The following is a 12,535-nucleotide window of genomic DNA, read 5'->3' as shown; positions in this document are numbered from 1 at the left end:
TAAATATTTGATATTCTTAAGTGCTTTGGATAAGAAATAAGTCTTGACTAAATGACATTGAACTTTAGCCCCTCCATTTAAAAATAATTATTCCAATTATCATGATTCCAATTCCAAGAAATTCTCTAAATCCAAATGTAACTCTCTCTGTACCAAAAAGTCCAAAGGCATCTACTATTCCTGCAGAAGCTAATTGAGCTATTAATATTATACCAATACCTAAGGTTGCACCCATAGAACCAATACTTTTCATAACTGTGAAAGTTATAATGACTCCAAGGATACCTCCTAATAAATATAGCTTATTTACTTCTTTTACAGCTCTAAAACTTCCTTTTCCAAAAAACATAACAATTATAACAGTTAAAACTAATGCTGTGCCATGAACTATTACATTTGTTTCCCAGGTTCCAACCTTTTCTTCAAGCCTTGTATTAAATATCCCTTGCAAGGTCATAGAAATTCCAGAAATTATTGCAAAAATTATTGATAGCATTATATCACCTCAAAAATATTATTACCATGAGATGAAATAAATATTAAAAAACCCTCTATAATATATAGAAGGTTTTTAGGTGATTTTCTTAAAATGATTCTTCAATTTGAGTTACTGAATATCCTAAAGTAATTCCTAAGCTAATGAAGTCCTCAATAAGAGTTATATAATGATCTTCTGAAGGCGATATAATTAAATCATTTAAATCTATAAATAAATTTAAGAATTGATCGCTTAGACAATAATCATTTGGCTTTATAGCGATTTCCTCTACAGCATCATATTTTTTGTCTATGCCTACAGTTATTATAAGGGCAAAACAATCTAAGTACTTTTCAAATAGAGCTGAATTATTTAAAATTTCATCTTCTGAGATCCAATATTTATAACATTTTGTCTCATCAGCAAGATGGCTTATTTTTGTATGTAACTCTAGGTGCTTTCTAGCCCAAATTTTATATTCGCTTAAGCTGTTATCAATAATAATTTGTTTATTTCTCTCTCTTTGAGCTTCAAAAAAAGATTTAATGTTCATAAAGATCCCCCTATTTTTAAGGATTTATTATATTCTATTTTACAGAAATAAATTGAAGTTGAAAAGCTTAGTAAACGAATACAAAAAATAAATTTTAAATATTTTAATAAAATTAGAAAATAAAAAAGTACTTCTATATAATTTTGCTTATTCTGTCGCAAGCTCCAAGTCATCGCAAAATTAATAGAAGCACTTCAAAGCTGAAGGAAGGAAATTATAAAAAAAGTTATTATCAGGGTAACATCTTTATAATTTCCTAAATAGTAAAAAAAGAAGCTATATTGAAAACTAACAGTTAGCGTATAAGTTTTTAGCTTCTAATTTCTAAATTATAAATATAAATTCTTTTTTAATGGATAACTTTTTATTAAGGTTTCTCTTTTATTGTTTGAAATTTTCCATAACTCTATTCTATCTACCTTTAAAGTATCACACTTAGATTTAAACTTAATTTCGCCATCAATTCTTTTCATATCTTTTGGGATAAAATTAAGGTTAGCTAAAGATATATGCATGGATGAATTGCCGCTAGTCTCCTGAACATTAAATCCATGTAGTCTTAAAGTATCGTTCATTAATCTATTTATTCTTTTAATATAACCAACTTCTTGAATTTTCATATTAAGGGTTTTATTAGTTTCTGAAATAGAAACTTCCGGAGATAACTGAACCTTAAAGTTTTTATATGGTTTAATAATTTTATCCACTACAACATCTAATTTATCAATATTAGGATTTTCAATTACTTCTAAAGGTATATAAGGGGTTGGAGAATTCCTATTTGCCCTAAACTTTTTAGAAAGATTCTTTTGTATAGGATTTAAATTTTTATATGATTCATCATCAAATAATGCAACTAAGTAATATTTCATAGCTTCAGCCTCTCAAAATATATTAATTTATATGCATTTTAAATGTATACAAACTTTGTTATAAATTATAGCATATTACAGAAAATTAAAAAAGATTATATTATTGAAAAATTTTATTGGCTATTTAGGCTAAAAGTAAGCAAAAATGCCTTTTGGAAGAAAAATCTCTATTTAATTAAATTATTTTTATGTTATAATGTAAAATGTAAGTTTTAAGAAAGTTACATAGAATGGATAAATGTTGAAATAATAGGAAAGATTAATATATATAAATTATGATAAGGGTGAAACGGATGGAAAAATTAGTCATAAATGGAGGAAGAGTTTTAAAAGGCTCAGTTGATATAAATGGTGCTAAAAACTCAGCAGTTGCTATACTTCCAGCTGCTATAATGTCAAGCAGTGGTAAGTGTGTTATTGATAATGTGCCAGATATTGAAGATGTACACTGTCTTGAAAGAATACTAACTAGTCTTGGATGTACAGTAAATAAATTAGATAATAATACTTTAGAGATAGATGCAACAGATGTTACAAGAGTTGAAGCTTGTACAAGTGATGTTAGAAGAATGAGAGCTTCATATTATTTTATAGGAGCTTTATTATCAAGATTTAAAAAGGCTAGAGTAGAGCTTCCAGGGGGATGTCCTATAGGTGTTAGACCAATAGACCAACACATTAAAGGATTTGAGGCATTAGGTGCTAAGGTTACTATTGAACATGGTGCTGTTACAGTTGAGGCAGAAAAGCTTCAAGGAGCTAATGTATTCTTTGATGTTGTTACTGTTGGAGCAACTATAAATGTTATGATTGCAGCAACATTAGCAGAAGGAACTACTATACTTGAAAATGTTGCAAAGGAGCCTCATGTTGTTGATGTAGCTAACTTTTTAAATTCTATGGGTGCTGATATTAAGGGTGCTGGAACAGATGTAATTAGAATTAAAGGAGTAGAAAGGTTAACAGGATGTAATTATAGTGTTATTCCAGATCAAATTGAAGCTGGAACATTTATGATTGCGGCAGTTGCAACAAAAGGTGATGTAACTATTAAAAATGTTATTCCTAAACACTTAGAACCTATTGCAGCTAAACTTACTGAAATGGGAGCTATAGTAGAAGAGGGCGATGATAGTGTTAGAGTGTATGTTGACGGAGACTTAAAGGGAGTTAATGTTAAAACTGCTCCTTATCCTGGATTTCCAACAGACGTTCAACAACCAATGTCAGCTTTATTAAGCATAGTACCAGGTAAGAGTTTAATTGCAGAAAGTATTTGGGAAAGTAGACATAAACACATAGACGAACTTAAAAAAATGGGAGCAACTATTAAGGTTGAAGGAAGAACTGCAATAATAGAAGGCCAAGATAACTTAGTTGGAGCTAAGGTAATAGCAACAGATTTAAGAGCTGGAGCTGCTATGGTTATAGCAGGATTAGTAGCAGATGGTGTTACTGAAATATTAGAAATTGAGCATATTGATAGAGGATATCCTCATATTGAAAATAAGTTTTCAGCTTTAGGAGCAGATATTACTAGAGTAGTTATAGAAGAGTAATGTCTGATGGGGGATAGTGAGATGAAATTTTGTTCATTATATAGCGGAAGCAGTGGAAATAGTATTTTCATTGCTTCTGAAAATGCAAGGATACTAATAGATGCAGGATTACCAGGGAAAAAGATAGATGAAGCTTTAAAAAGTATTGGTGAAGATCCAAGACAATTGGACGGAATTTTTGTAACTCATGAGCATTCAGACCATATTAAAGGCATAGGAGTTTTATCTCGCAAATACGATATTCCTATTTATAGTAATGCAGATACTTGGACTGTAATGGAAGGATTAATAGGAAAAATAAAAGAACATAATATAAGAATAATGGATAGAAGATCTACTATGTCTATAAAGGACTTAGATGTAATTTCATATAATATACCACATGATGCTGTAGCACCAGTTGGATATACAGTTCACTGCAATGGAAGAAGAGCTAGTGTTACGACTGATTTTGGAATATATACTGAAGAAATAAGAGATAATATAAAGGATTCAGAAGTTATATTATTAGAAAGTAATCATGATGTTAATATGTTGAAGTTTGGACCATATCCATATGCTTTAAAAAGAAGAATATTAAGTGAAGTTGGTCACTTATCTAATGAGGATTGTGGTAAGGCATTAGTAGACTTAATAAAATATAAGTCAAATAAGAGAATAATTTTAGGACATTTAAGCGGAACTAATAATCACCCAGACTTAGCATTAGAAACTGTTAGTGAAGTTTTACGTGAAAATAACATTATACAAAAAGAAGATGTTGATTTGACTATGGCTAATAGGCATTGTCCTAGTGAAGTAATAGTTGTTTAATCAATTAAAATAAAATACTTATAAAATAACCGTATAAAAAGGAGAATGAAATATGAGTTTATATAAGCAATGGACTGATATGGTAGTTGAATATGTAAAAGTAAAAGGAGAACAAGCTTTTTGGAATGAGTATATGGAAATAGAAAAGTCTATATACAAAGAAATATTATCAAAGCATGCAGAAAATTTTAAATTTACAATTAAAGATTTAGCTGAAAAACAAAAGACAACAGTTGAATTTGTTATGGGATTTGTTGATGGAGTTAATGATAGCTTAAAGAATCCTTTAGATTTAGAAAACTTAACAGCTGAAGAAGAAATAACATTAGATGTTGATTTAGAAAAGTTATACTTTAATATGTTAGATGCTAAAGCTGAATATTTATATAGCTTACCACAATGGGAAGGGATTTTCTCAGCTGAAAAGAGAAAAGAAATTCAAAAGCAATACAGAGAGTCTGTAATGGTAAGAAATGAAAATAAAATAGGAAGAAACGATCCTTGTCCATGTGGAAGTGGAAAAAAGTATAAGAAGTGTTGTGGAAAGTAATTGAATTATAGAGAGGCCTATAAATTATAGGTCTCTTTCCTTTAATATATATATTTATTATAATAAGATTAAAATAAAATATCTGGGGGATATAGAATGGATAGTAATTTACAATGGGTTAATGAGCAAAGGATATTAAGAACTATTGGAGCCCTTAATAAAAATAATATGAATGGGTATCTAGTTAATACTAAAGAAGAATTAATTGAAAAAATAATGGAATTAGTAAAAGAAAATTCTACAGTTGCATGCGGTGGATCAATGTCTTTATTTGAAACAGGTGTTATAGATCATTTAAGAAGTGAAAGATATAACTTCTTAGATAGATATAAAGAAGGATTGAGTAGAGAAGAATTAACAAAATTATTTAAGGAGAGCTTCTTTGCAGATGCTTATTTTGCAAGTAGTAATGCAGTAACTGAAGATGGTAAACTTTACAATATAGATGGTAACGGCAATAGAGTTGCAGCAATGCTTTTTGGACCAGAAAAGGTAATTCTTGTAGTTGGAGTTAATAAGATAGTCAAAAATATAGACGAAGCAGTTATAAGAAATAGAGAAATATCAGCTCCTGCAAATGCAAAAAGATTAAATAAGATGACACCTTGTGCTAAAGTTGGATATTGTATGGACTGTAAAAGTAATGATAAAATATGCAGAGAATTTACAGTAATATCAAGTCAAAGTAATAAAGATAGGATACATGTAATCTTTATGAATGAAGATATTGGATATTAGGATAAATTAAGAATAAAAAATTAAAAATAAAAATTAAGGATAAATTCCGCTGCTTAAGCGGAATTTATTTATTTTATGCAGAGTAATATAGTGTCAAAAATTATAATCTAAAATAATTATATTATATAGGAATTAAAAAGGTAGGAGATTATAATGTTTGAGATGTTTCCGTTTTTATTCAATAATTTAATGAGTAATAACCCTAATGGAAAAATAGGTAATGTTAATAATATAAACAATAATAATTTAAATGGAAATGTATATAGTGGAAGCACTGATAATGGAAGCTATAAATATGGTACATTTACTAATGGAAATGATATAATTAATGTGGTTAGTGGTAGCTTTATGGGTACATTCAATGGTATGTTTAATGACGTATTTAATTCGCTAATTAATAACGAAAGTTTAATTAATAGTATAGTAGACTCAGTTTTAAGTAGTGATATGGTAAATTCTATAATTGAAGGAGAAGAGGAAGAAGAATTAAAATTAGAATTTAGAGACTATGGAGATAGGTATCTTATAGAAGGAAAGATCGAAGGTGTAAATAAACAGGATATAGATATAGATTATGATAATGATCATATAAGCATAAAAATTAGTATAGATGCATTAAGAAAAAGTGGATTATTGTTAGTAATGAATAAAGATAGAGATTATATTGAGAAAAGTTTCTATGTGCCAAGAGTAGATGCAAAAAGGATTCAAGCAGTATACAATGCAGATGTACTAAGAATATATTTAAAGAAGTTACCAGAAGCAGAGGAAGGAACTAAAATAATAGATGTAGAAGATTATACTACAGAATCAAGAAATTCAATAAAATAATAAATTAACCTATGAGGAGAAAATGGGAATGAATTTAACTATAATTTCAGTTGGAAAACTAAAAGAAAAATACTTAAAACAAGCAATAGATGAATATTCAAAAAGACTAAGCAGGTATTGTAAGTTAGAAATAATAGAATTACCAGATGAAAAAACACCAGATAACGCGTCAGAAAAAGAAGAACAACAAATAAAAGATAAAGAAGGAGATTTGATTCTTTCTAAAATAAAAGAAAATATGCATGTTGTTGCTATGGATTTAAAGGGAGAAAACCTAACATCAGAACAATTTGCATCATACATAGAAAACTGCGGAGTTATGGGTAATTCTAATATAGCATTCATAATAGGCGGAAGCTTAGGACTTTCACAAAAAGTAATAAAAAGAGCAAACTACAAACTTTGTTTCTCAAAAATGACATTTCCACATCAATTATTTAGAGTAATGCTTTTAGAACAAATCTATAGAAGCTTTAGAATAATGAAGAATGAACCGTACCATAAGTAAATGAGGTTTTTACTTAAATTGGATTTGATTAAATATATATATATTTAATAATTAATAGTATAATATTATAATATAGTGAATAATATATGTTTAAAAAATACATTTATTATAATATAATTACTTTATAGTTAATTATATTTATAAGAGGTGTATTATAATGGGTGAATTATGTAGAGTATGTGGTAAATCATTAAATCGCTCTCAATATAGTAAGGATGGAAAGTTTAAATCGTGTCCAAGATGCTCTATTGAAAATGGAGTAGAACATGTTTATTATTCATATCCTGAAGATTTTGGAACAACTCCAAAGAGAGCATCAAGTAATAGACCGGATGGACCACAAAGTCATTGTGAAAGTTGCAGATTTTCAAAATCTATCTATCCTAATGGAGTACTATGTAGTGAAATAGAAAAATAAATTTATTAATTAATAAATAGCCTTTGATTTTTTCAGAGGTTATTTATATTTAATATAAAATTTTATGGAAACATATGTTCTTATGGTCGTATTTGATTTATACTTAAATATATAATACTTTGGAGGATTAACTATGAAAAAAAATAAAATAATATTAGCAGCACCTGTGTTAAAATGGGTAGGTGGAAAAAGACAACTTATGAGTGAAATAGAAAAAGTGTTGCCAAAAACATATACTACATATTATGAACCATTTATAGGTGGAGGAGCAGTATTATTTGAGCTACAACCAGACAAGGCTGTAATTAATGATGTTAATGGTGAATTAATAAATTTATATAATGTAATAAAAGATGATGTAGAGTTATTAATAGAAGATTTAAAAAAACATGAAAATACACCAGAATATTTTTATAGTATAAGAGAATTAGATAGAAAAAAAGATAAATATGAGAACTTATCGAATGTTGAAAAAGCATCAAGGATAGTATATCTAAATAAAACTTGTTTTAATGGATTATTTAGAGTTAATAAGGCTGGAGAGTTTAACTCACCTTTTGGAAAATATAAAAATCCTAATATTGTTGATGAGGTAACGCTTAAGGCTGTAAGTAAATATTTTAACAAAGCTGATATAAAGATTTTAAATGGTGATTTTGAGGCAAGTTTAAAAGGAATTAGAAAAGGTGCTTTTGTATATTTAGACCCACCATATGACCCAGTTTCAAATAGTGCTAACTTTACTGGGTATGATAAGGGAGGATTTAATAGAGATGAGCAAATCAGATTGAAAAAATTATGTGACAAGTTAGATAAAAAGGGTGTTAAATTTTTATTATCAAACTCTGCAACAGACTTTATAAAAGATTTATATAAGGATTATAATATCAAAATAGTTAAAGCTAAAAGAGCTATAAATTCAAATGGTAATGCTAGAGGCGAAGTAGATGAGGTGTTAGTGAGAAATTATGAGTAAGGGTAAAAATGATATAGCTTGGGAATTTTTATTTAATAAGTATAATATAATTTCTGAAATTAATGAGAAAGGTAAGTTTGAAATTACAGCTAAACAAATTAATGAGGTAAGAGAAGCTAGGTTAATGACTAAATTTGACCATAAGGTAAATTTACCTAAAATTTTTGCTGATAATAAGCTTTCAATATTACCAATTACTAGAGGAAATTATATAATTTCTAAATTTGAAGCATATAGTAATTTTGAAAATATAAATCCGGAGGTTGTTAGAGTACAATTTCCGGAATATATTACAAGTATAGATTATGAAAATATTAGCAGTGAAGCTATGGCAATTAATTGTGCATATGTTTCTGGAATAATACATGATTTCGTAGACGATGATGAAATAGTTCCAACAGTAAGTGGAAGAATGAGTTCAGATTTATTTAGCTTCAAAATTAAAGATATTAATAGTGATGAGATGGAAGTTGAGGTTGAAAACTCTCAAATAGAAATAGATGGTGGTTATGAGGGAATTAAAACTTTAAGTTTAATTGAGGCAAAAAACTCACTTTCAGATGATTTTATAATAAGACAGCTTTATTATCCATATAGATTATGGAGCAATAAAATAGATAAAAAAGTAAAACCAATATTTATGGTTTACTCAAATGGTATTTATAATTTGTATGAGTATGAATTTAAAGATAAAGAAAATTATAATTCATTAGTATTAGTAAAGCAAAAAAACTATACAATTGAAAATATAGATATAGAAATAAATGATATTATAGAAAAGTTTAACAATACAGAAGTTTTGGACGAGCCTGAAATACCATTTCCACAAGCAGATAGCTTTAATAGGGTTATTAATTTATGTGAATTATTATATAAAAATGAAATGACTAAAGAAGAAATAACTGTAAATTATGACTTTAATCCTAGACAAACAAACTATTATACTGATGCAGGAAGATATCTTGGTCTTATAGACAAAAAAAGAGGAAAAGATGGAGTAAAATTTTTTTTGACATCAGAAGGAAGAAATATGTTTAAGTTAAGATATAAAGAAAGACAGTTAAAATATGTGGAATTAATATTTAAACATAAAGCTTTTAGAGAGTGTTTTAAGGAGTGCTTGGAATATAGTGAGATTCCGGCGAGGAAAGATGTTGTAAGAATTATGGAAGAGTCAAATTTATATAAAGTTCAAGCGAATAGTACATATGAAAGAAGGGCTTCAACAGTAACTGGATGGGTTAATTGGATAATACAATTAACTAAGATAGTATAGGAATAGAATTTTAAATATATATTATTATATGGAATGATAAAAAAACTCTTACTTGTATTTACATATAGGTAAGAGTTTTTAATATTTAGAAGGGAGAATATAGAGTGAAAAAAGTTTATAAAGAAAGTCAATTACTAGAAGTGAATAATATATCATTAGAAATAATTGAAAGTATGAAAGTAACAATAGATGCACTGAATGAAAATTATGGAACAAATAGAGATATACATAATGACTTAGGTGGATATATAGTTATAGCAGAAAATATCGTAGATATCGAAATATTGAAACAAGAAAAGTTACAAGGGTTGATACCAGAATATACTGATGTAATTGAGGTTGTAAATGGAAAAAATTACACTTCAAGCTTATACTTGCTTTCAAGTGATTATGCAATTGTAGTAGTATGTACTGAAGAACTTTCTAAGTTCCTACTGGAATAAGATAAGGAGGTAGAATTAATGTGAGTAAGAAGAGTGAAGAAAAGATAATCAAGGAAACTAAGTACTGCAAGATAAAAAGCCAAGGAAAAGTTGGAGAAGGAGAGTACACATACTCAATAGAGAAAATCTACATCAAAGAGCTAAAGCGAGATGAAGTAAGGTTCTGCGTCTACAAAGCTACTAGAAGAGGTGATGAAACATATATTCCAAGAAGTCTTGATGTAACAGAGCTAGAACTAATAGAGCTAATAAAAGAATCAATAAGTAGAAAAGTATTTTCAGAAGGATTCATTGAAATGTTAAAACAAGAAATAAGTAAAATCTAAAAGTCTTAATTGCTATAAGGATAGTGATTAAGACTTTTTCTATTGTAGGGAGGTAAAAGGGAATGAAGAGAGTTCTATGTGTAGGGGTAATAAGAAAAGGAAAAGTGATTATAAAAACTTGTAATGAAAAGGAGATAAAGAAATATGTTCAAGAAAGATAATAGGTATGTAACTAGAGGTGTAAATGAAGAAGTAGATATAAGATTACAACTTATAATGTGGAGCATGATTGATAAGCTTAAGTATGAAGGAGATGTTGAACTAGATTACTTACAGGTTTTCAAGATAAGAAAAGAAGGAAATAAGATTGTAATAAATCAAAGCCAAGAAGTTCCTGAATACTCATGCACATATGAAATAGAGATAGAAGATATTCAGATAGATAATGAGATTAAGTTATATGTAATAGATAGTGGAGAATATTCTACAATGCTTTTTCCATCAGAATACTAATCGAGGAGGTTCAAGTAAATGATAAATAAGCTAAGTAAAGAAAAGTATTTTAATTATGATAGTAAAGAACTTCTTGGAGTAATGAGGTTCGACTTCTACGATGGAAGGTTGTCTAATCAATGGAATCCAAGAGAGTTAATAATTGAATTAAATAATAAAAGAGAAATAGATTTAAGAAAGTTACAACAAGAACTTAATTATATTCAATTCGAGTTGATAGATAATTTTAATAATATAGTTAGCCTATGTAATGGTACAGGATATGATAATGAAACTCTATTATATGTTGATTTAGAGTTAAGTAAATATGTAATCAAGCTTATACCAGTAAGGGATAGTTACTCATATATTTACACTTACTTAAAGGAGGTGAAATAGTTGAATCTTTTACTTATATTGAAGATAATAAGTGTAGTCTTGGATATGATATCATCAGGTTTATCAGAAGCACAAGCAGTATCTAAAGCATCAGCTATGTTCGGAGTGTCTAAGGATTTCATAAGAAAATTTCTATAAATAAATTTTTATTAAGTATTCATTAGATTTTAAATAAATATCTAGTGAATGTTTTACAATTAAAAAATCTAAGAAGTTGTCTAATAATTAAGAAGTGTAAGAATTAATATATAATATCATCACAATTAAGAATAATAAATTCATTGTGATGATATTATAACAATAAGCTAATTTTTTTTATAGCAATAATAAACTACTGAAAAATATCGTTGTAATAGTAGTATCGATATAACGATAGTGACGATATTTTCAGTAAGAATAAGATTGAGGAGAAAGAATAGAAGAAGTCTAAGTAAAGATATAATTTATCTTGAACATAGGATAAAGAGAAAAATTGTAACTACAATCAATCTAAGTACACCTAAAAAGCAACGATAGCACATCATAAAGCAGAGATTTTAGAAAATGTGAATAAATGTAGCCATAGGAATAAAAAACTGCGAAGAGAGGATAAATTGAATGTTTTCTAAATAAGATGGTAAGTAATAAAGAAAAATCAGTAAATAATAGCTTCATAACATTACAACCTAGGATAACAAGGCATGAAAGACCATGTGATGTTGAAGGTACAGGAAATCCTAGGCTCAATAATTCCACTTGAAATCAAGGATAAGTCATAACAAATAATATGTGATAGGAAAATCTAATTTCACTAAAAAATAAAAAGAATTGAAATGATAAAACATAAAAATAATGAAACTTGGAACTAGGGAATAGGAACTAAGGACTTGGAACTTGGAACTTGGAAAGAGTAACGGGGGGATAGGGGGGCTAAAGCCTTATAATAAAAATAAGAATTGGAATAGATTAATAAAAATCTATTTCAATAAAAAATAAAATAAATAATAAGAATGATAAGAGTAAATACAATAAATAAAAATGATAGGAAGAAGTATATAATAACATTACAATAAGAAGATAATTAAGAATAGATACAAGTTAAAAATAATTGATTAAGAAATTTCAATAATATAAAGTAATAATAAAAATTATATCAAATAAAGTTAATAATAATAAAGAAGATATAAAGTGATAAGAAATAGATACAATAAGATGAAGAAAATCTAATCAATATATAATGATACAATTAAGATAATATAACAACAAAAGGAATGGATGAAGAAAACTATACCAATTGATATAGATAGAATTAAGAAAGTCTAATAAATTACAATAGATAATAAAATAATAACAATAGAAAGAGATAAAAATCTAATCTACCAAT

General features: G+C 27.5%; 17 protein-coding genes. 14 read left to right on the top strand and 3 right to left on the bottom strand.

What is annotated here, in order from left to right; genetic code table 11:
- Positions 1-64: 64 nt before the first annotated feature.
- The 3 genes from ACQPVP_RS13280 to ACQPVP_RS13270 all read right to left on the bottom strand — a co-directional run bounded on the left by ACQPVP_RS13280 (position 65) and on the right by ACQPVP_RS13270 (position 1,903).
- Positions 65-496 (bottom strand): DMT family transporter, encoded by a 432-nt coding sequence (locus ACQPVP_RS13280; RefSeq protein WP_430850702.1) that lies wholly within the window; start codon positions 494-496, stop codon positions 65-67.
- An 88-nt stretch (positions 497-584) separates the two neighbouring features.
- Complete coding sequence (locus tag ACQPVP_RS13275) at positions 585-1,031, bottom strand: dUTP diphosphatase (protein ID WP_430842081.1); 447 nt, start codon at positions 1,029-1,031, stop codon at positions 585-587.
- Between the two features lie 329 nt (positions 1,032-1,360).
- Complete coding sequence (locus ACQPVP_RS13270; protein WP_430850700.1) at positions 1,361-1,903, bottom strand: hypothetical protein; 543 nt, start codon at positions 1,901-1,903, stop codon at positions 1,361-1,363.
- 293 nt (positions 1,904-2,196) lie between these two features.
- On the opposite strand from ACQPVP_RS13270, the gene ACQPVP_RS13265 reads away from it, so the two are divergent.
- The 14 genes from ACQPVP_RS13265 (at position 2,197) to ACQPVP_RS13200 (ending at position 11,310) form a co-directional block, all read left to right on the top strand.
- Positions 2,197-3,462, top strand: coding sequence for a UDP-N-acetylglucosamine 1-carboxyvinyltransferase (locus ACQPVP_RS13265; protein WP_430850699.1), 1,266 nt, complete (start codon positions 2,197-2,199; stop codon positions 3,460-3,462).
- A gap of 21 nt (positions 3,463-3,483) precedes the next feature.
- Entirely contained in the window at positions 3,484-4,275 is a 792-nt protein-coding gene (locus ACQPVP_RS13260; RefSeq protein WP_430850697.1) for an MBL fold metallo-hydrolase, read from the top strand.
- A gap of 52 nt (positions 4,276-4,327) precedes the next feature.
- A complete protein-coding gene (locus ACQPVP_RS13255; protein ID WP_430850695.1) occupies positions 4,328-4,825 on the top strand; it encodes an SEC-C metal-binding domain-containing protein in 498 nt (165 codons plus the stop codon).
- Between the two features lie 96 nt (positions 4,826-4,921).
- Entirely contained in the window at positions 4,922-5,563 is a 642-nt protein-coding gene (locus ACQPVP_RS13250; RefSeq protein WP_430850693.1) for a lactate utilization protein, read from the top strand.
- Between the two features lie 153 nt (positions 5,564-5,716).
- Positions 5,717-6,394 carry an Hsp20 family protein gene (locus ACQPVP_RS13245; RefSeq protein WP_430850691.1) on the top strand — a complete coding sequence of 226 codons (678 nt, stop codon included), beginning with the start codon at positions 5,717-5,719 and terminating at the stop codon, positions 6,392-6,394.
- Positions 6,395-6,422: 28 nt separating this feature from the next.
- Positions 6,423-6,902: a 23S rRNA (pseudouridine(1915)-N(3))-methyltransferase RlmH gene (gene rlmH, locus ACQPVP_RS13240; protein ID WP_430850689.1), complete on the top strand. Its 480-nt coding sequence runs from the start codon at positions 6,423-6,425 to the stop codon at positions 6,900-6,902.
- A 157-nt stretch (positions 6,903-7,059) separates the two neighbouring features.
- Positions 7,060-7,320 (top strand): hypothetical protein, encoded by a 261-nt coding sequence (locus ACQPVP_RS13235; protein ID WP_412656499.1) that lies wholly within the window; start codon positions 7,060-7,062, stop codon positions 7,318-7,320.
- A gap of 133 nt (positions 7,321-7,453) precedes the next feature.
- Positions 7,454-8,296 (top strand): DNA adenine methylase, encoded by an 843-nt coding sequence (locus ACQPVP_RS13230; protein ID WP_430850687.1) that lies wholly within the window; start codon positions 7,454-7,456, stop codon positions 8,294-8,296.
- Positions 8,289-9,572: a type II restriction enzyme gene (locus tag ACQPVP_RS13225; protein WP_430850685.1), complete on the top strand. Its 1,284-nt coding sequence runs from the start codon at positions 8,289-8,291 to the stop codon at positions 9,570-9,572. The genes ACQPVP_RS13230 and ACQPVP_RS13225 overlap by 8 nt, the downstream gene beginning before the upstream one ends.
- 104 nt (positions 9,573-9,676) lie before the next feature.
- On the top strand, positions 9,677-10,015 hold the full coding sequence (locus tag ACQPVP_RS13220; RefSeq protein WP_412656495.1) for a hypothetical protein: 339 nt from the start codon (positions 9,677-9,679) through the stop codon (positions 10,013-10,015).
- Between the two features lie 20 nt (positions 10,016-10,035).
- Positions 10,036-10,341 (top strand): hypothetical protein, encoded by a 306-nt coding sequence (locus tag ACQPVP_RS13215; RefSeq protein WP_291682319.1) that lies wholly within the window; start codon positions 10,036-10,038, stop codon positions 10,339-10,341.
- A gap of 144 nt (positions 10,342-10,485) precedes the next feature.
- Positions 10,486-10,794: a DUF960 family protein gene (locus ACQPVP_RS13210; RefSeq protein ID WP_430850683.1), complete on the top strand. Its 309-nt coding sequence runs from the start codon at positions 10,486-10,488 to the stop codon at positions 10,792-10,794.
- An 18-nt stretch (positions 10,795-10,812) separates the two neighbouring features.
- Positions 10,813-11,172 carry a hypothetical protein gene (locus tag ACQPVP_RS13205; RefSeq protein WP_430850681.1) on the top strand — a complete coding sequence of 120 codons (360 nt, stop codon included), beginning with the start codon at positions 10,813-10,815 and terminating at the stop codon, positions 11,170-11,172.
- Complete coding sequence (locus ACQPVP_RS13200) at positions 11,173-11,310, top strand: hypothetical protein (protein WP_430850679.1); 138 nt, start codon at positions 11,173-11,175, stop codon at positions 11,308-11,310.
- Positions 11,311-12,535 lie beyond the last annotated feature (1,225 nt).

It is taken from the genome of Clostridium nigeriense (assembly GCF_050585265.1).
Lineage (GTDB): Bacteria > Bacillota > Clostridia > Clostridiales > Clostridiaceae > Clostridium > Clostridium nigeriense_B.
This window is presented reverse-complemented; position numbering and strand designations above follow the sequence as displayed.